The organism is Thauera sp. AutoDN2 (genome assembly GCF_051280715.1).
Classification (GTDB): domain Bacteria; phylum Pseudomonadota; class Gammaproteobacteria; order Burkholderiales; family Rhodocyclaceae; genus Thauera.
Genome location: NZ_JBNCAR010000005.1, coordinates 122,298 through 141,346 on the forward strand (window position 1 = coordinate 122,298; position 19,049 = coordinate 141,346).

Here is a 19,049-nt window from a genome sequence, read left to right on the forward strand (position 1 = left end):
CTGGGCAGGCATGTCAGAGGAAGTGGAATCCCACCTGGAAGAGTTTCTCCACCTTCTGCACCAGCTTCTTGCTGGTGCAGAAGACGATGACATGGTCGTCTTCCTCGATCACCGTATCGTGGTGCGGCATCACCACGGCACGGCGCACCACGCGTCCCTCCTCGTTCTTCTCATCGCGCACGATCGCACCGATGCTGGTGCCGCGCGGCAGCGCGATCTCCTCGATCGCGCGCCCGACGACCTTGGAGTCCTTGCGACTGCCGTGCGCGATGATCTCCAGCGCCTCCGCGGCACCGCGCCGCAGGCTGTGCACCGCCACCACGTCGCCACGCCGCACATGTGCGAGCAGTGTTCCGATCGAGGTGTGCGCGGGCGAGATGGCAATGTCGATCGGTCCGCCCTGCACCAGATCGACGTAGCTCTTGCGGTTGATCAGGGCCAGCGTGCGCCGCGCACCCATGCGCTTGGCCAGCGACGCCGCCATGATGTTGTCTTCTTCGTCGTTGGTGAGCGCGACGAAGAGGTCGGTTTCATCGATGCCTTCGTTCTCGAGCAGCTTTTCGTCGGTCGAGTCGCCACGCAACACCAGCGCATGCGATAGCTGCGAGGCGAGCATTTCTGCACGCGTGCGGTTCAGTTCCAGGATCTTGACGTGATAGTTTTCCTCGATCGACTGGGCGAGGCGGAACCCGATGTTGCCCCCGCCGGCAATCATCACCCGCCGCATCGGTCGATCGGAGCGGCGCAGTTCGCCCATGACCTTGCGGATGTGCACCGTCGCCGCCAGGCAGAACACCTCGTCACCAGGCAGGATGATGGTGTCGCCCTCGGGCATGATCGGGTTGCCGTTACGGTAGATCGCCGCGATGCGGACCTCGACGTTGGGGAGGTGAAAGCGCAGCGCCTTTAGCGGGTGGCCGACCAGCGGCCCCCCCTCGAAGGCGCGCACGCAGATCAGGCTGACCACGCCATCGGCGAACTCCAGTACCTGGAGCGCCTCCGGAAAGGCGATGAGCCGCTTGATGTAGTCAGTGACCACCTGCTCTGGGCAGATCGAAAAATCGACCGAAAAGTTCTCCTCGCCCAGCAACTCCGGGTGATCGACGTAATCCGTCGAACGCAGGCGCGCAATTCGCGTGGGCAGGTTGTACAACGCCTTGGCGATACGGCAGGCGCACAGGTTGGTCTGATCGGACTGCGTCACCGCAATCAGCAAGTCCGCGTCGTCTGCGCCCGCCTCTCTGAGCACGCGCGGAGATGCTGCATTGCCGCACACGGTACGCACCTCGAGGCGTTCGCGCAGTGCGGCGAGGTACTCCTCGCTGGTGTCGACGAGCGTGATGTCGTTCGCCTCGGACACGAGGTTTTCGGCCACGGAGGCACCGACCTGGCCAGCACCGAGGATGATGATCTTCACGCGAAGGGATTCCGGATCGTCTGCAGGAGGCCGATTCTACGCGCGCGGCGGGGACGGAGCCACCATGTTGTTGCAGCGCAGCAGAAAGTACTGCGCAGAGCTCCTTCAGCTTTCCTCATGGCGGCGGCCTGCCTGCAAGCCAAGTTGCTTGAGCTTGCGGTACAGGTGGGTGCGCTCCAGCCCCGTCTTCTCAGCCAGGCGGGTCATGTTGCCCCCCTCGAGGCGCAGATGATGCTCGAAATACATGCGTTCGAAGGCTTCTCGCGCCTCGCGCAAGGGCTGGTCCAGCGACACCCCGCAGCCACCGCCGGCAAGATCCGGCGGCAACAGTCGCCGCACCTCTGCAGCACCGACCTCTTCCTCCAGGGTGCCGAGCGCAAGTGATTTCACCGCGGCACGCAGTTCGGGATAACCGCCGGGCCAAGGCAGATTGCGCAGCTGGTTCAGGGCCGCCGTGGAGAAGCGGCGCAGCGGTACTTCGCCCGCCTCGACCAGGTGCAGCAGGAGCTGGCTCGCCAGTTCGGGAAGATCGTCACGCACGTCGGCAATCGAGGGCGGTGCAAGGCTGACCTCGAACAGGCGGGCAAGCAACCCGTCCTCCCAGCCCTCGCCGGCAAGCGCATCGTGGCTGCGCTCGGTCGCCACCACCAGGCGCTGGTCATAACGGTCAAGCCGATCCAGCGCGAAAGCGAGGTTCTTCTGCTGCGCGCGCGACAGCCGCGCAAGCTCCGGGACGAACAGGATGCCACCATGCGCGGATTGCAGTTGGCTGATGTCCAGCGGCGCAGTGACAAGAGACAGATCCAGCCATGGGGCGTTTGTCGCCTGAACGCTGCGGGCAACGAGCTCTGCGAGGCTGCCAGTGCCAACGCGGAGCAGCAGCACGCGCGAGCTGCCAGAAATCTGCTCCACCCTGCGTCGCAGTTCACGCAGCGGCACCGAGCGTGTGAAGGCTGCCAGCGTGAGCGGTGCGGGAGCCCCCGGCGCCATCGGACGTTGCAGCCCGCGCTTGACCGCCGCGAGCAGCTTCTGCAGCGCAATCGGCTTCTCGAGATAGTCGATCGCACCGATCCGGGTCGCCTCCACAGCAGTGTCGATGGTGCCGTGCCCCGACATCATCACGACCGGCATGTTGAGCTGTCCGTTCGCGGCCCATTCCTTGAGCAGCGTGATGCCATCGGTGTCCGGCATCCAGATATCGAGCAACACCATGTCGGGCCGCACCGCATTGCGTGCTGCGCGTGCAGCAGCGGCATTCTCGGCCAGGAGGATGTCGTGACCTTCGTCGCGGAGGATCTCGGACAACAGTTCGCGGATGCCGACTTCGTCGTCAACGATGAGTATTTTTGCCATTGTGTTCGTCAAGCTTCTTTGTTTTCGGCACTACGCAACCGGATGCGCACTTCCGCACCACCTTCCTCACGGTTGGTGAGCCGGACATCCCCCCCGTGCTCATCCACGATCTTCTTCACCATCGCCAGCCCCAGGCCGGTACCGCGCGACTTGGTGGTGAAGTACGGCTCGAAGGCACGGGCGAGCACCTCGGCAGGAAACCCCGGGCCATTGTCGCGGAAGAGAAGCACAACGCGCGCACCGTCGCGTCGGGTGGCGACCGTGATCACGCCATCATCCCGTGCAGACAAGGCATCCTGTGCATTCTGCAACATATTGTGGATCACCTGTCTGATCTGGGTCGGGTCACCCTGCACCAATGGCAGGCCGGACGCCAGTTCGGTGCGGATCTGGACCGCCGCGCTCTCGTACAGATGGAGCACCTCGCGAATGAGCCCGTTGAGGTCGATCGGCGAAAGGTCGGGCGCAGGCAGGCGCGCATAGTCACGGAAGGCGTTGACGAGATTCTTCATCGCCTCGACCTGATTCACGATCGTCGTGGTCGCCCGCTCAAGCATCTCGCGCCCGCTGTCATCCAGCCGGTCGGAGAGCTTGAACGCGAGCCGCTCTGCCGAGAGCTGGATGGGGGTGAGGGGGTTCTTGATCTCATGGGCGAGTCGCCGGGCCACCTCGCCCCACGCGGCGGTGCGCTGCGCCGTCACCAGGCTGGAGATGTCATCGAACACGACCACCAGGCCCCCGCCAGTTCCGGCTGGAAGCCGGGAGCCGCGGATGAGTAGCGTGCGCGGCGTGCTGTCCTTCACCGGCAGGTCCATCTGCGTCTGCCAGTCGCCTTCGTGGCGGGCGAAGCCATCGCGCAGCACCTCACGCAACGCAGCGTGACGCGGCCAGTCCGCAAGTGCGAGGCTCTCGAAGCCGGCCAGGTCGTCCTCCAGAATCTGCAGGGCGCCGTGGTTGGCTGCACGCAGGAAGCCGTCGGCCGAAAAGGCGAGCACGCCGGTCGACAGGTTGGCGAGCACCGACTCCAAGTACGCGCGCGCGGACTCCACCTCCGAACGATGGCTATCGGCCGCTGCGCGCGCGTCCTGCAGTTGGCGGGTCATGCGGTTGAAGGACTGCGTGAGTACCCCCAGCTCATCGCTCGCGGGCAGCGCCTGACGAGGGCGGAAATCACCCTGCGCCACTGCCTGCGTGCCTTCGGCGAGGATCAACAAAGGCGCCGCGAGCCGGCGCGCGATCAGCACCGCGACCGCGAGCGCGCCGAACAGTGCGAGCAACAGCGCCAGACTCAGCGTGACGGTGTAGATCCGCTTGAGCCCACTCCGCCCCAGGGTGAGTTGCTGATACTCGCGATAGGCTTCCTGCACCGCCTCCGCGTTCCGTCCGAAGGACTCCGGCACAGGCTGGCGCAACATGAGCAGGTTGGCCTCGCCCGCAAGCGTTCGCAGTGGAAGCGGTGTCACCACGCTGATGACCAGGCGGCCATCGGCCTCGCTGCTCACATGCTGATAATGGCGGCTCTGCCGCGCCTGGCGCAGGGCATAGCTGTCGGGTACAGCCGGAATCAGGTCCTGCCCGCTCTCGGCCGCAGTGGCAAGCACCTGGCCGGTCGGGGAGAGAATGGTCGCACTGCTGATGCCCGCCTGCTCACGCAGCCGGTTCAGACGAGTGGCTGCGCCCTGCCCCGCACCCTCGAGCTCGAGGGCCATCTCGTCCGCCTTGTCGCGCACCTGACCACTGAGGTAGTCGAGCGCGTTCTGCCCCAGTCCGATCCCCCCCTCCAGCGCAGCGTCCACACGCACGTCGAACCAGGACTCGATCGAGCGCACGACGAACTGCATTGAAACGCCATAGATGACCAGCCCTGGCACCAGCCCCATGAGGGCAAACATCAGCACGAGCCGCATCTTGAGCCGCGAACCGAACTGTTGCGCACGGTACTCGCGCAGGAGCTGGCGCAGCTGCAGGCCCACGAGTGCAGCCAGCACCACCACCATCGCGCCATTAAGCGCGATCAGGAAGGGATAGCTGCTGGCGAAGAACTCGGTGTTGGCGCTCGCGGAAGTGAGCAGGAACAGCGAGATCCCTGCCAGTGAGGCCGCGACAACGAGCAGTATGCGTTTCATCGGAACCCCGGAACGCCTGGCAGGAAGGTCCACCGGAGCCACTCGGTGCCTACGTTCCAGTCGCTGCTGCCAATGGCCGTCACCTGAAAAGGCTTGGGTAGTTGCGAGGTATCGAGGCGGAAGCGGATCGCAACCTCGTGCGAGACACCCGCCTCAAGCACATCAAAATCGGCAACATGCCAATTGCGAATACGCGTCATCGTGCGGACCGCGCTCTCGAGGTCGTCGAAGCTCTGGTGGATGCTGCCGACCGAGAGCCGGTAGCTTCGCGTGATCGCATGGTAGTACAGACGGTAATCGAGGCTGCGTTCCACCACCGCCTTGTTCAGCCAGTACCAGCGCGGCCGCTCGATAACCAGCTCGGTGGTGAAATACAACGAAATCCCGCGCGATACCGCATCAAGCAGGCGCGGGTTGAGGTCGAGCTCAATGTCGGCGTTCAGCACATAGCCCGTATCACCGCGCACGATCTCACCGGTGCGCATGCGTGTCTCTGCTTGTGCGCCCCAGGGCAGCAGCACGAGCAGGGCGGCAAGCAAAATGCCCGCAAGCAGGCGCTCAGGCCTGCTTGCGGAGAAGCGCGTAATAGAAGCCGTCATGTTCGGCATTGGGCAGCAGCTGCAGATCCGGTCGTCCCTGGATGGGTTCGCGCTGCACATCGCCGTGGCGTGCACAGAAGCGGGCGATCTGCCCGGCGTTCTCTTCATCGAAGACCGAGCAGGTGACGTAGAGCATTCTGCCACCCGGAACCAGGGTCTGCCAAAGCGCTTCGAGGATTTCGGACTGCTGCGCAGCGAACTGCGCAATGTCGGTTTCGCGGCGCAGCCACTTGATGTCCGGGTGTCGGCGAGCGACGCCAGAGGCGGAGCAGGGCACATCGGCCAGGATGAAGTCGAACGGCTTGCCGTCCCACCACCGCTGCAGGTCGCGACAGTCCGCAACCTTGACCTCTGCGTTCAGCCCGAGCCGCTGCAGGTTGTGCTCGATCCGGCGCGCACGCGCCGGATCGAGTTCCAATGCGAGCAGTTGGACATCCACGGATTCGAGCAGATGCGCTGCCTTGCCTCCGGGTGCCGCACAGGCGTCCAGTACGCGCGCCCCCGGGGTCGGAGCAAGCAGCTGTGCAGCCCATTGCGCACCCGCATCCTGGACCGAGACCCTGCCCTCCGCATGACCGGGCAATACGCCGACCGCGACCGGGTCGGCGAGCAGGAGCGCCTGGTTGCCGAGCACCCGAGCCTCGACGCCCGCTGCACCAAGGTCAGCGAGACAGGCCTCGAGCGTCGTGCGCCGCAGGTTCACGCGCAGCGCCATGGGCGGGCGGGTATTACCAGCGGCCAGCGCAGCCTCCCACGCATCGGCCTGCGTTGCCTGAAGCCGACGGATCCACCACGAAGGCACGCCATGGCGTGCCTCGGGATCGGCCGCGATCCAGCCCTCCCATTGCTCGTGCTGGCGCAGCGCATTACGCAGCACGCCATTGACCATGCCCTTGAGTCCCGGCATCAACACCGCCGCCGCCTGTACCGCTTGGTCGACGATGGTGTGCGCCTGCTCGGGACGCTGGCGCAAACGATTCAGCGCTATCAGGAGCAATGCGTGTATGGGCGGGGCAGGCAAGGTGTGCGTCAGCCGGTCGAGCACCACGGAGCCACTGCGGAAAGCCCGCAGGGTGCTCCACGCCAGATCCCGGATCGCACCACGGGCCGCATCTGACCAGTCACGCTCCTCATCCCGCATGCGTTCATACGCATCGGTCAGATTGCCACCTTCAAGCACCACTGCCACCAATCGTGCAGCACGGGTGAGCGCGTAGGCGAGACTGTCGGGCGCAAGGTGCGGCATAGCCGAGTACGGATCACGACTGAGCTTACGAACGGAATGGGGTGGGCGCGCCGGGTGGCGACCAGCTCGGGGGAAGTGGGTCACGATGACTCGCGGAGAAAGGGGCCGCCGCAGGCGCCCCGCAGCGGCTTAGCCGAGCAGGGCGCGCAGATGATTGGGGAGTGCGAACTGCGCGCAGTATACGTCGCCGTTCAGGTACTGCAGGCCTTCAATGCCCCGTTCGCACAGCCGATGATCCACGTCAGCCGATGTCAGTGCTGTCGGATCGACGTGATCGGAGGCCGTCGCCAGTCCCCACAGCGAACCATAGAGCGGAATGTACAGGAAATACGGGCGTACGTAGGCAAATACGCTGCGCAGCCGGCGCACGAGCGCCTGCACGCGCTCGGGTTGATACACCGGCGTGCCGATATGCAGGGTCAGCGCCCCGCCCTTGGCCAGCAGAGCCCGGCACGCCGCAAAGAAGTCGGCCTGATACAGCGCCTCGGCTGGCCCGACCGGATCGGTCAGGTCGAGCACGATGAGGTCGTAACGGTCGCCGGCTTCGAGGCCGTCCTCATGGACGTACTTCATGCCGTCCCCGATACGAATCTCGACACGTGGATCGTCCAGTGCACCACGGTGTACGGCCTGCAGGTGACGCCGCGAGATGTCGATTACCTTCTCATCCAACTCGGCGAGCAGCACCTTTTCCATCGAGGGGTACTTGAGCAACTCTTCTGCCGAACCACCATCCCCCCCACCGATGATCAGAGCACGACGCGGAGCCGGATGCGCAATGCCGGGCACATGAACGATGTTCTCGTGATAGTGGAACTCGTCACGCTCCGAAGTCATCAGGCAGCCGTCGAGGCGGAACAGCCGCCCGAAGCGCGGCGTCTCCCATACCTCATAGGCCTGCCACGCAGAATGCCCGCGCTCGAGTAACCGACCGCCCTGCAGGAAATAACCGGCATCCTCGCTCAGAAACTCGGCAATCATTCCCTCGGGGAGGCAGAACGGGCTCGCGCTCATGCTCAAGCCTCCACTGGGGCGCGACCGCGGATGACCTCGTGTTGGACGATCTCGTCCGGAGCAAGGGCATCGATGACGCGCTGAAACACCTGCCGAGCCCGCTCGCTGTTGTCGCGGGAAAAATTGCACACGTAGACATCGAGCGTCACATCGCCGGTCTCAGGCCAAGTGTGAATAGCGAGATGCGACTCCGCGAGGACCACCGTGCCGGTGACCCCGGCATCGCCGCCCTGTTCATCCAGGAACTGATAGAAATAAGCCCCCAGCGGGGTCAACCCCGCCTCCCTGCACTCTTCGACACAAAGCGTCTCGAGTCGGCCACGGTTTACAAGAAGCTCGCTCGCAGCCCGGCAACGATAGATGTCGGCAATCAGATGGAGTCCGTTCATTTCCCCGGCAATATTAGAAGATGAATGAAGCGGTGCATTCTATCACGAGCGACTAATGCAATATTTCCGCAAAGATATTGTGACGTGTTCCACGTGAAACAACGGAACCCCCAGACCGTGCCCGACACCACGCCTACAACCACGTGACAGCATCTCAGCGCAGGAACGTATCGTAGGCGAGCTTTGCGATCAGCACCGAAACCACGGCCAGGAACATCCTGCGCACGAATCCGGTTCCATGCTTCAGGGCCATTCGGGAGCCCAGTACTGAGCCGATCAGGTTGCACAGTGCCATCGTCAGCCCCAACTTCCACATCAACTCAACGTTTCCAGCAAAAAAGCTGATGGCGGCCAGGTTCGTCGCCACATTGAGAATCTTTGCCGAGACTGAGGCACGGAGGAAATCCATTCCGAGCACACGGATGAACAGGAAGATCAGGAAGCTCCCCGTCCCTGGACCGAAGAACCCATCATAGAACCCGATTCCCCCGCCGATCGTGAGCGCTAACACCACCGAGCGCGCACCATGCTCAGTCTCCCTCGATACCGAGCCCAGATCCTTGCGCAGAAAGGTGTAAACCGCGACGAGTACGAGCAGCACCAGGATCAGGGGGCGGAGGATCGCGGGATCCAGATAGGCCACCGCTTTCGCCCCATACCAGGCCCCCACCAGCGCCGCGACTGCACCCGGTCCTGCGACTCGCCAGGGGATCCGCACGCGCCGACTGTACTGATAGGCTGCCGTACTCGTGCCCACGATGCTCGCGACCTTGTTCGTACCGAACAGTGTCGCCGGCGCGGTCGTTGGGTAGGCACTGAACAGCGCTGGCAACTGAATCAGTCCACCGCCGCCAACAATCGAGTCAACGAAGCCGGCGAATAGCGCTGCCAGTCCGAGGGCGAGAAAAACAAAATCCAGATCCATGACTGATGTTTCACGTGAAACAGGGGAGCAATCCGACGGCGGCGAGCGCGTGCACTAGCTCGCTCACACAGTGACTGCGCTATCGCGCACCACTGGTCGAACGGCTCACTTGCCGATACAGAATCGGGAGAAAATGACACCGAGCAAATCGTCCGGTGAGAACTCCCCGGTGATCTCGCTCAATCGTTCCTGCGCCAGACGCAACTCCTCCGCAAAAAACTCGAGCGCACCCAGCAAACTTGCTGCCTTGCCCATATGCACCAGCGCCTCCCGCAAGGCATGGAGATGCCTCTCGCGCGCCAGAATCACGTCCTCACCATGCGAATGCCAGCCCGCGATGCGAAGCAACTCTGCGCGCAGCAGATCGATACCCTCGCCGCTGTGCGCAGAAACGCGCAGCACGACGGCACCTTCCGTTTGCAGCCGTGCAGCGGGTTCACCCAGCAAATCAATTTTGTTCACCACCGTCACCCGCGCTACGCCCGACGGCAACCGCTCGTCAATCACGCTTCCGGCACAACGAGGTGCCCCCGCGTCAACCAGCCGCAGGATCACGTCGGCGCGCTCAATCTCTCGCCAGGTACGCGCGATCCCCATGCGCTCAACCGTATCGCCGGTCTCTCGCAAGCCCGCGGTGTCAATGATGTGCAGCGGAATGCCTTCGATCTGGATGGTTTCGCGCAGGGCGTCCCGCGTGGTCCCGGCGATCTCAGTCACGATTGCGCGCTCTTCACCTGCAAGCTGATTCAGCAGGCTAGACTTGCCGACATTGGGCTCTCCGACCAGCACCACGTTGAGCCCGCTGCGCAGCAGCGCCCCCTGGCGCGCTCGGTCGAGCAGAGCCTCCAGTTCCCGCTGGAGTGCGGCAAGGCGCGGCATCGCCTGCGCGCGTTCAAGAAAATCGATCTCTTCTTCCGGAAAATCCAGCGTAGCCTCGACCAGCATGCGCAAGTCGATCAGGCCATCGACGATGCGATGCACCTCTTCGGAGAATCGCCCGGACAGCGACCGCACCGCCGAACGCGCCGCCGCCGCCGTCGAGGCCTCGATCAAATCGGCGACACCTTCAGCCTGGGCGAGGTCGAGCTTGCCGTTGAGGAAGGCGCGCCGGGTGAACTCACCCGGCTCGGCGAGGCGAGCGCCCAACTGCAGGCAGCGATCAAGCAGCATCTGCATGACCACCGGACCGCCATGGCCCTGCAGCTCGAGCACATCCTCGCCCGTGAAGGACGCCGGCGCAGCGAAGAAAAGGAGGAGCCCTTCGTCGATCACCCGCCCCTGCTCATCCAGGAAGCGGGTGAAGTGTGCGGTACGCGCCTTCGGATCGCGCCCGGTCAGCGCAAGCGCGAGACCCTTGAGACCGCTTCCCGAAACGCGAACAACACCGACGCCGCCCCGACCCGGTGCCGTCGCAATCGCGGCGATCGTGTCAGGCGGGCTTGCCGGCCGACTTTGCACTTTCGATCATCCGCGTGATCTGCCACTGCTGGGCGATCGACAGGATGTTGTTCACCACCCAGTACAGCACCAAGCCGGACGGGAACCACAGGAACATGAAGGTGAAGATGATCGGCATGCCCATCATCACCTTGGCCTGGATCGGATCCGGCGGAGTCGGATTGAGCTTCATCTGGATCAGCATCGAGGCGCCCATGATGATCGGCAGGATGAAGTAGGGATCCTTCGCCGAAAGATCCTGGATCCAGCCGAGCCACGGTGCATGACGCATCTCGACGCTGCCGAGCAGCACCCAGTACAGGGCAATGAACACCGGAATCTGCACCAGGATGGGCAGGCAGCCGCCGAGCGGGTTGATCTTCTCGGTGCGGTAGAGATTCATCATCTCCTGCTGCATCTTGGCCTTGTCGCTGCCGTACATCTCCTTCATGCGCTGCAGGCGCGGGCCCAGCACGCGCATCTTGGCCATCGACTTGTAGCTCGCGGCCGAGAGCGGGAAGAACACAGCCTTGATCGCCACCGTCACCAGGATGATCGCCCAGCCCCAGTTGCCGGTGAGGCTATGGAACCACGACAGCACCCAGAACAGCGGTGCGGCGATCACGGTCAGCCATCCGTAGTCGACGACCAGATCCAGCCCTGGAGCGATCGCTTCAAGCTTGTCCTGCTCCTGCGGGCCGGCGTACAGGCGGGTGCCGACGGTAGCGACAGCCCCCGCTTCGACCTCGGCCACGGGAAGGATCACGCCTGCCGAGAACAGGTTGTTGCCCAGCGCACGCGCGAAGAACTCGCGCTGCACGCCCTGCTCTGGCAGCCAGGCGCTCACGAAGTAGTGCTGCACCATGGCCACCCAGCCATCGTTTGCCGTCTTTGCAAACTTGGCGCTGCTGTCGGTGATGTCGTCAAAGCTGACCTTCTGGAACTTGGCCGCCTCAGTGAAGAAGGCCGGTCCCGTGAAAGTGTTGACGCCGAAAGCCTCGATCTGCTCAGCCGGGTTGCCATCGCGGGTGATCTGGAAGTAGGCATGCGGAGCAATCGCGTGTGCGGACCCATTGCGGATCTCGTACGACACGTCGATCAGGTAGCTGCCGCGCGTGAAACGCATCACCTTCGTCACGGCTACCCCGTCCTGCTCGGGCGCCTGCAGGCGCAGCACAAGCGCATCATCGCCATCCTTGAGTCGTAGCTCGCGCGCGGAAAGCTCGAACAGGGTTTTGTGCGTCGGCAGCCCATCGCCGATCAGACCCGACTGGGCGACGTACTGATGGATCGAACCGTCGTCCAGCAGCACGAAATTCCCCTCGGCGGCGCCGCTGGCCTTGTGCTGCTTGAGCTCCAGGCGAACGACATCCCCGCCCTGCGAGGACACCTCGGCACGCAGCAAGTCGGTCTCGACCACCGCCCGCGCGGCCGCAGCCACTGCGGTTCCCTGCTCGCCCGGAACGGCGGCCTGACCGGTGGCCGCGCCGATCGTCGGCGTGGGCACGGCGCCGTCCTGCGCTGAGGCACTACCTGCGGGGGTCTGCTGCGCCACGGGCGCCGGGGGCTGGTTGTGCTTCAGCCAGCCGTCCCACAGCATGACCAGCGCAAAGGAAAAAACCAGGAATAGGATGAGGCGGCGTTGATCCATCGGAGTCGTTCTGTCTCAGGTCAGGGAACGGGATCATACCCGCCCGGATTGAAGGGATGACAGCGCCCCACCCGCTTGGCAGCCATCCAGCTGCCACGCAGCGCACCGTGGCGCTGGATCGCTTCGATCGCGTATTCCGAACAGGTCGGATGAAAACGGCAATTGCGCCCAAGCATGGGACTGATCGCGTAGCGGTAGAAACGGACCAGCGCGATCAATACGGATTTCATGAGCGGGGAAGCCTTTGCAACAAAGCAAGCAGGTCGAGGTTCAGTTCTGCGCGCGTCGCCTTGGCGACCGGTGCATGCAAGCGCACGACGAGATCCATGCAGGGCAGGGACTCGCGATGACGCCGGAAGATCTCGCGCGCGATGCGCTTGACCAGGTTGCGCAAGTTTGCACGTTTCGCAAGCTTCTTCGCTACCACGACACCCAGCCGTGCAGTGTCGCGGTCGTTCGGCCGGTAATGCACGATGTAGAACCGCCCGCGCAAGGCCCGCCGAAAAGCAAAAACGGATGAATACTCATCCGTTTTGTGCAATCTGTGAGCGCTGCGGAACCCCTGGTCAGCGCCCGTGGGCAGCGTCACCTCAGACGGCGAGGCGATGACGGCCCTTGGCACGACGTGCGCGGATGACCGCACGGCCGCCACGGGTCTTCATGCGGACCAGGAAGCCATGGGTGCGCTTGCGGCGGACAACGGAGGGCTGATAAGTGCGTTTCATGATCGGACTGCCAGTGTTAGGTCAAACGCGAGAGTTAAATGGATAATCCCATGTTTGTCAATAAGAATTTTTGGCCAAGCCTGTGGATAAGTCATGCTCGCGGGGTTAGAATGCGAGGCTCGAGTGCTCGCCGCCCGAAGGCGCACCCACGGTGCGTAGCGCATGCCGAGAACCGGCTCCGGGTGTTCAGCAGGCACCTTACCCCAATGCGCGGCCCCGCAAGGCCGCAGCGCAGTCCGATGCGTGCCCACCGCGCGTCACGGGGCTGTGCATCGTGAAACCCAACGAGATCCGTTCGCCCTTGCCCGATCGCCCCGACACCGTGAGTCAAGATTTCTGGTCCTTCTGCCTGTCGCGCCTTGAACAGGAGCTGCCGCAGCAGCAGTTCAACACCTGGATCAAGACCCTGCGGGCCGAAGCAGGCGCAGATGGGGCATGGACACTGCTGGCGCCCAACAGATTCGTGCTGCAATGGGTGCGCGAGCGCTACCTGCGCCGCATCGAAGCCCTCGGCGATGAGTTTGCCGGCACCCCGCTTGCGATCGAACTTCAACTACCGCCCGCCGGCGCAGGGGGGGGAGCGCGCAACACCTCACGTGCCCCAGCCGAGGCGCCTGCCTCCGCTCCTCGGGCAGCGGCGCCCAGCGCTGCACTTGTAACCGAAACCGCCAGCACCGCAGATGACCCGGCTGCGGACGGCGACGGCGCCCCCGCTCAGGATGTGCTCGTGGCAGCGCCGGTCCGCAGCCGCCGGTCTGCGCCTTCTGCTGCCGGCCGCGACCCGGAATCCGCCACCGGCCTCGAGCTCGCCTACGAGAAGACCCGCCTCAACCCCGACTTCACCTTCGACACCCTGGTCACCGGCCGCGCCAACGACCTCGCTCGCGCCGCCGCCATGCAGGTGGCGCAGAACCCGGGCACATCCTACAACCCGCTGTTCGTCTACGGCGGCGTCGGCCTCGGCAAGACCCACCTGGTGCACGCGATCGGCAACGCGGTGTTCCGCCACAACCCGCGCGCGGTCATCCGCTACGTGCATGTCGAGGACTACTACGCCGACGTCGTGCGGGCCTATCAGCAGAAGAGCTTCGACGCGTTCAAGCGCTACTACCGCTCGCTCGACATGCTGATCATCGACGACATCCAGTTCTTCAATAACAAGAACCGCACGCAGGAAGAGTTCTTCCACGCCTTCAACGCCCTCACCGAGGCGCGCAAGCAGATCGTCATCACCTGCGACACCTACCCCAAGGACATCCAGGGCCTCGAAGACCGCCTCATCTCGCGCTTCGACTGGGGCCTCACCGTGCAGATCGAGCCGCCCGAGCTCGAAATGCGCGTCGCCATCCTCAAGAAGAAGGCCGAGGCCCTGCGCGTGCTGGTCGACGACGACGTCGCCTTCCTGATCGCCAAGAACCTGCGCTCGAACGTGCGCGAGCTCGAGGGCGCGCTCAACAAGGTGGTCGCCTACGCGCGCTTTCACGGCCGCCAGATCGGCCTGGAGGTCGCCAAGGAGGCGCTCAAGGACCTGCTGCACGCGCACAACCGCCAGCTGTCGATCGAGCACATCCAGAAGACGGTCGCCGACTACTACAAGATCAAGGTTGCCGACATGCACTCCAAGAAGCGGACGCGCGTCATAGCGCGCCCGCGCCAGGTGGCGATGTGGCTGGCCAAGGAACTCACGCCGATGTCGCTGCCGGCCATCGGCGAAGCCTTCGGCGGACGAGACCACACCACCGTGCTGCACGCATGCCGCACCATCACCGAGCTACGCCTCGGCGACGCGCAACTGAACCACGACGTCCACGTGCTCACCCAGGTCCTGCGCGGCTGAACCGACTGAATCCCTCCGATCAACCCATCGACCCGATCTGACGCCATGCTCCTGCTCACCACCACCCGCGATGCGCTCCTGGCCCCGCTGCAGTCGGTCGCCGGCATCGTCGAGAAACGCCACACGCTGCCGATCCTGTCCAACGTGCTGATCGAAAAGCACGGCGACCAGCTCACCATGCTGGCCACCGACATCGAGATCCAGATTCGCACCACCACCGGCGGCCACATCGGCGGCGAGGACGTCGCGATCACCGTCGGCGCGCGCAAGCTGCAGGACATCCTGCGCGCCCTGCCCGACGCCAACGAAGTCAGCCTCACGCTCGACGACAAGCGCCTCACGGTCAAGGCCGGCCGCAGCCGCTTCCAGCTGCAAACCCTGCCCGCCGCCGACTATCCGAGCCTGAACCCGCCCGCCGACGCCAATGCGCGCCTGTCGATCAGCCAGCGCGCCTTCAAGCGCCAGCTCGCACAGGTGTCCTACGCGATGGCGCAACAGGACATCCGCTATTACCTCAACGGTCTGCTGATCATCGCCGACGGCGGCGAACTGCGCATGGTCGCCACCGACGGCCACCGCCTCGCCTACGCCGCCTCCGACCTCGACGCGCCGCTCAACTCGCAGCGCAGCGAGGCCATCCTGCCGCGCAAGACCGTGCTCGAGCTCGCCCGCCAGCTTGCCGACAGCGACGACCCGCTCGAGATCATGCTCGCCGGCAACCAGGCCGTGTTCCGCTTCGGCGCCATCGAGCTCGTCACCAAGCTCATCGACGGCAAGTTTCCCGACTACGAGCGCGTGATCCCGCAAGCCCATCCCAATCTGATCACTTTCGAGCGCCAGCCCCTGCTCGCTGCCCTGCAGCGCGCTGCCATCCTCACCAACGACAAGTTCCGGGGCGTGCGCATGGTGCTGGAGGACGGCCTGCTGCGCATCGTATCCAGCAATGCCGAGCAGGAAGAGGCGCAGGATGAGCTCGAAATCGACTACCACGGCGACAAGCTCGACATCGGCTTCAACGTCACCTATCTGCTCGACGTGCTCAACAATCTCTCCTCCGAGACGGTCGAGTGGCGCTTCAACGACGGCAACTCCAGCGCCCTGATCAGCCTGCCGGACAACGACAAGTTCAAGTATGTCGTGATGCCGATGCGCATCTGATCGAGCAGCAGGCGAAGGCTTCACCGCAGCACCCCGTTCTTTACGAATCACCGAGATGACCATGTCCGAACCGCAAAACACGCCGGCCCCGCAAGGGGGCAACGACTACGACGAATCCAGCATCCAGCAGCTCGAAGGGCTGGAAGCCGTGCGCAAGCGCCCCGGCATGTACATCGGCGACACGTCCGACGGCACCGGCCTGCACCACATGGTGTTCGAGGTCGTGGACAACTCCATCGACGAGGCTCTGGCCGGTCACTGCGACGACATCGTCATCACCATCCACGCCGACAACTCCATCTCGGTCACCGACAACGGCCGCGGCATCCCGGTCGGCGTCAAGATGGACGACAAGCACGAACCCAAGCGCAGCGCCGCCGAGATCGTCATGTGTGTCCTGCACGCCGGCGGCAAGTTCAATCAGAACAGCTACAAGGTGTCCGGCGGCCTGCACGGCGTGGGCGTGTCCTGCGTCAATGCGCTGTCCAAGTGGATGCACGTCACCGTCGCCCGCGACGGCAAGCGTCACCTGCTCGAGTTCGAGCGTGGCAAGCCGCAGAACCGCGTCATCGAGCGCGTCGACGGCGTCGAGGTGAGCCCGCCGCGCGTCATCGGCGAAACCACCAAACGCGGCACCAAGGTGCACTACCTCGCCGACGAGGAGATCTTCGGCACCGTCGAGTACCACTACGACATCCTCGCCAAGCGCCTGCGCGAACTCTCCTTCCTCAACAACGGCGTCAAGATCCGTCTGGTCGACCAGCGCACCGGCAAGGAAGAGGACTTTGCCTTCGCCGGCGGCGTGAAGGGCTTCGTCGAGTACATCAACCGTGCCAAGACGGTACTGCACCCCAACGTCTTCTACGCCACCGGCACCACGCGTATCCCCACCGGCCAGGGCCACGACGCCGAGCTCTCGGTCGAGGTCGCCATGCAGTGGAACGACAGCTACCAGGAGCAGGTGCTGTGCTACACCAACAACATCCCGCAGGCCGACGGCGGCACCCACCTTACCGGCCTGCGCGCGGCGATGACGCGGGTCATCAACAAGTACATCGAAGAAAACGAGATCGCCAAGAAGGCCAAGGTCGACATCACCGGTGACGACATGCGCGAGGGTCTCGCCTGCGTGCTGTCGGTCAAGATGCCCGACCCCAAGTTCGCCAGCCAGACCAAGATGAAGCTGGTGTCCTCGGAAGCGCGTCCGGCGGTGGAAGAAGTCGTCGCCAACAAGCTCGGCGACTTCCTGCTCGAGAACCCGATCGACGCCAAGACCATCTGCAACAAGATCGTCGAAGCCGCCCGTGCCCGCGACGCCGCGCGCAAGGCGCGCGAGATGACCCGCCGCAAGGGCGTGCTCGACGGCGTCGGCCTGCCCGGCAAGCTCGCCGACTGCCAGGAAAAGGACCCCGCACTGTGCGAGCTCTACCTCGTCGAGGGTGACTCCGCAGGCGGCTCCGCCAAGCAGGGCCGCGACCGCAAGTTCCAGGCGATCCTGCCGCTCAAGGGCAAGATCCTCAACGTCGAGAAGGCACGCTTCGACAAGCTGCTGCAGAGCCAGGAGATCGCCACGCTGATCACCGCACTCGGCACCAGCATCGGCAAGGACGACTACAAGCCCGAGAAGCTGCGCTACCACCGCATCATCCTGATGACCGACGCAGACGTCGACGGCGCGCACATCCGCACCCTGTTGCTCACCTTTTTCTATCGGCAAATGCCCGAGCTGGTCGAGCGCGGGCACATCTACATCGCCCAGCCGCCGCTGTACAAGATCAAGCACGGCAAGACCGAGATCTACATCAAGGACGACCACGAGCTCAACGGCCATCTGCTCAAGCTCGCGCTCGACGGCGCCAGCCTGACCCCGCGCGAAGGTGCAGCGCCGATCACCGATGAAGCGCTCGGCGGCCTCGCCCGCAGCTACCTGCTCGCCGAGGCCGTCATCCGCCGCCTGGCCAGCTACATCGACCCCGAAGTGCTGCAGGTGATGCTCGCCCACGACCTCGAGGTCAGCCTCGAGGACGAGGCCGCCGCCCGCGCCTCCGCCGAGCGCATCCAGCCCCACCTGCCCGAAGGCCTGCAGATCTACGCCGAATACCACGAAGAATCCGAAGGCTGGCGCCTCACCATCGAGCGCCTGCACCACGGCAACCGCAAGTTCGGCTGGGTCGAGCACGACTTCCTCGTGTCCGGCGATTACCGCAGCATCCGCAACGCTGCAGAAGCCATCAGCGGCCTCATCGGGCCGGGCGCCGAGATCCGCCGCGGCGAGAAGCGCCAGGCGGTCACACGCTTCTCCGACGCGATCAGCTGGCTGCTGAGTGAGGTCGAACGCGGCCTCAGCAAGCAGCGCTACAAGGGCCTCGGCGAAATGAACCCCGAGCAACTGTGGGAAACCACCATGGACCCCGCCGTGCGCCGCCTGCTGCGCGTGCAGATCGACGACGCCATCGCAGCCGACGAGATCTTCACCACACTGATGGGCGACAACGTGGAGCCAAGAAGGGCATTCATCGAGGGCAATGCGCTGTACGCGCAGAACATCGATGTCTGATAGTTGTAGGTTCACAGAAAATTTGAGAAAATTAACAAATAGTTGCTCAGCTACGGGCGGCGAACTTTGAGCAGAGTTGGATCCTTTGAGGCAAGCCAGTGGCTCTTGACGGGTTCACCGGCAAGGCAGCGGGATCCTGTCGCCGCCTCTCAGGATGTCGCAATTGCGGATGCTTTCGCTCTCGAGGTTCGCGTCGTAGCTAGTCACATCGGGCGACTCCCGATTGCGGCTTGTGCATGGTCACTCGAGGCGTCCGTTCAACCGTCTGATGCAGGCGAGCGTGTAGAGCGCGGAGCCTTCTAGCTGCCTACTTGAGGCAGCTAGAAGGCTCCGCGACACTCGATGGAATCTCGGGACGGGTGTAGCGGAAGAAGACTGAGTTCATCAGCCCGTCGAACATCCATTTCTTGAAGTCCGCCTTGTACGTCAGATCATTCGGATCGATGTCGTCGTCACCAACACGGGTGGTCGATGGGGCTCCACGCTTTACCCTGCCCCCCGAGGGCGAGCCAAGAGTGCTGAGCCGGGTAGCGTCTTTGAACTGCCCAGAACGACCCCAGCTTCTTCAGTCCCGGTTCGAGATATCAGCAAGCAGCGTTCCGTGAGGAGCAACAT

The 19,049-nt window shown here is 64.1% G+C and carries 16 protein-coding genes; 3 read left to right on the forward strand and 13 right to left on the reverse strand.

Annotation, left to right across the window (positions count from 1 at the left end; translation table 11 throughout):
- Window positions 1-13: 13 nt before the first annotated feature.
- The 13 genes from trkA to rpmH all read right to left on the reverse strand — a co-directional run bounded on the left by trkA (window position 14) and on the right by rpmH (window position 12,882).
- Window positions 14-1,417, reverse strand: a complete 1,404-nt coding sequence (gene trkA, locus ACPT9U_RS05125; RefSeq protein ID WP_418364073.1) for a Trk system potassium transporter TrkA — start codon at window positions 1,415-1,417, stop codon at window positions 14-16.
- A 105-nt stretch (window positions 1,418-1,522) separates the two neighbouring features.
- Complete coding sequence (locus ACPT9U_RS05130) at window positions 1,523-2,770, reverse strand: sigma-54-dependent transcriptional regulator (RefSeq protein WP_418364074.1); 1,248 nt, start codon at window positions 2,768-2,770, stop codon at window positions 1,523-1,525.
- 8 nt (window positions 2,771-2,778) lie between these two features.
- Window positions 2,779-4,896 (reverse strand): sensor histidine kinase, encoded by a 2,118-nt coding sequence (locus ACPT9U_RS05135; RefSeq protein WP_418364075.1) that lies wholly within the window; start codon window positions 4,894-4,896, stop codon window positions 2,779-2,781.
- Complete coding sequence (locus ACPT9U_RS05140; RefSeq protein ID WP_418364076.1) at window positions 4,893-5,504, reverse strand: DUF4390 domain-containing protein; 612 nt, start codon at window positions 5,502-5,504, stop codon at window positions 4,893-4,895. The genes ACPT9U_RS05135 and ACPT9U_RS05140 overlap by 4 nt, the downstream gene beginning before the upstream one ends.
- The gene (gene rsmB, locus ACPT9U_RS05145) at window positions 5,455-6,741 is read right to left on the reverse strand and encodes a 16S rRNA (cytosine(967)-C(5))-methyltransferase RsmB (protein ID WP_435750107.1); all 1,287 of its coding nucleotides are present in this window, start codon (window positions 6,739-6,741) and stop codon (window positions 5,455-5,457) included. The genes ACPT9U_RS05140 and rsmB overlap by 50 nt, the downstream gene beginning before the upstream one ends.
- 129 nt (window positions 6,742-6,870) lie before the next feature.
- The gene (gene speE, locus ACPT9U_RS05150; RefSeq protein ID WP_418364078.1) at window positions 6,871-7,755 is read right to left on the reverse strand and encodes a polyamine aminopropyltransferase; all 885 of its coding nucleotides are present in this window, start codon (window positions 7,753-7,755) and stop codon (window positions 6,871-6,873) included.
- 2 nt (window positions 7,756-7,757) lie between these two features.
- Window positions 7,758-8,144 (reverse strand): adenosylmethionine decarboxylase, encoded by a 387-nt coding sequence (speD, locus tag ACPT9U_RS05155; protein ID WP_418364079.1) that lies wholly within the window; start codon window positions 8,142-8,144, stop codon window positions 7,758-7,760.
- A 154-nt stretch (window positions 8,145-8,298) separates the two neighbouring features.
- On the reverse strand, window positions 8,299-9,069 hold the full coding sequence (locus ACPT9U_RS05160) for a sulfite exporter TauE/SafE family protein (protein ID WP_418364080.1): 771 nt from the start codon (window positions 9,067-9,069) through the stop codon (window positions 8,299-8,301).
- Window positions 9,070-9,174: 105 nt separating this feature from the next.
- Window positions 9,175-10,527, reverse strand: coding sequence for a tRNA uridine-5-carboxymethylaminomethyl(34) synthesis GTPase MnmE (gene mnmE, locus ACPT9U_RS05165; protein ID WP_418364081.1), 1,353 nt, complete (start codon window positions 10,525-10,527; stop codon window positions 9,175-9,177).
- Window positions 10,499-12,157: a membrane protein insertase YidC gene (gene yidC / locus ACPT9U_RS05170; protein WP_418364082.1), complete on the reverse strand. Its 1,659-nt coding sequence runs from the start codon at window positions 12,155-12,157 to the stop codon at window positions 10,499-10,501. The genes mnmE and yidC overlap by 29 nt, the downstream gene beginning before the upstream one ends.
- A 20-nt stretch (window positions 12,158-12,177) precedes the next feature.
- Window positions 12,178-12,387 carry a membrane protein insertion efficiency factor YidD gene (gene yidD, locus ACPT9U_RS05175; protein ID WP_418364083.1) on the reverse strand — a complete coding sequence of 70 codons (210 nt, stop codon included), beginning with the start codon at window positions 12,385-12,387 and terminating at the stop codon, window positions 12,178-12,180.
- A complete protein-coding gene (gene rnpA, locus ACPT9U_RS05180; RefSeq protein WP_418364084.1) occupies window positions 12,384-12,746 on the reverse strand; it encodes a ribonuclease P protein component in 363 nt (120 codons plus the stop codon). The genes yidD and rnpA overlap by 4 nt, the downstream gene beginning before the upstream one ends.
- A 1-nt stretch (window position 12,747) precedes the next feature.
- Entirely contained in the window at window positions 12,748-12,882 is a 135-nt protein-coding gene (gene rpmH / locus ACPT9U_RS05185; protein ID WP_002926183.1) for a 50S ribosomal protein L34, read from the reverse strand.
- A gap of 322 nt (window positions 12,883-13,204) precedes the next feature.
- Here rpmH and dnaA point away from each other — a divergent pair, with 322 nt between their 5' ends.
- The 3 genes from dnaA to gyrB all read left to right on the forward strand — a co-directional run bounded on the left by dnaA (window position 13,205) and on the right by gyrB (window position 18,434).
- Window positions 13,205-14,719: a chromosomal replication initiator protein DnaA gene (dnaA, locus tag ACPT9U_RS05190; RefSeq protein WP_435750122.1), complete on the forward strand. Its 1,515-nt coding sequence runs from the start codon at window positions 13,205-13,207 to the stop codon at window positions 14,717-14,719.
- 45 nt (window positions 14,720-14,764) lie between these two features.
- Window positions 14,765-15,877: a DNA polymerase III subunit beta gene (dnaN, locus tag ACPT9U_RS05195; RefSeq protein ID WP_418364085.1), complete on the forward strand. Its 1,113-nt coding sequence runs from the start codon at window positions 14,765-14,767 to the stop codon at window positions 15,875-15,877.
- 61 nt (window positions 15,878-15,938) lie between these two features.
- Window positions 15,939-18,434: a DNA topoisomerase (ATP-hydrolyzing) subunit B gene (gene gyrB / locus ACPT9U_RS05200; RefSeq protein WP_418364086.1), complete on the forward strand. Its 2,496-nt coding sequence runs from the start codon at window positions 15,939-15,941 to the stop codon at window positions 18,432-18,434.
- Window positions 18,435-19,049 lie beyond the last annotated feature (615 nt).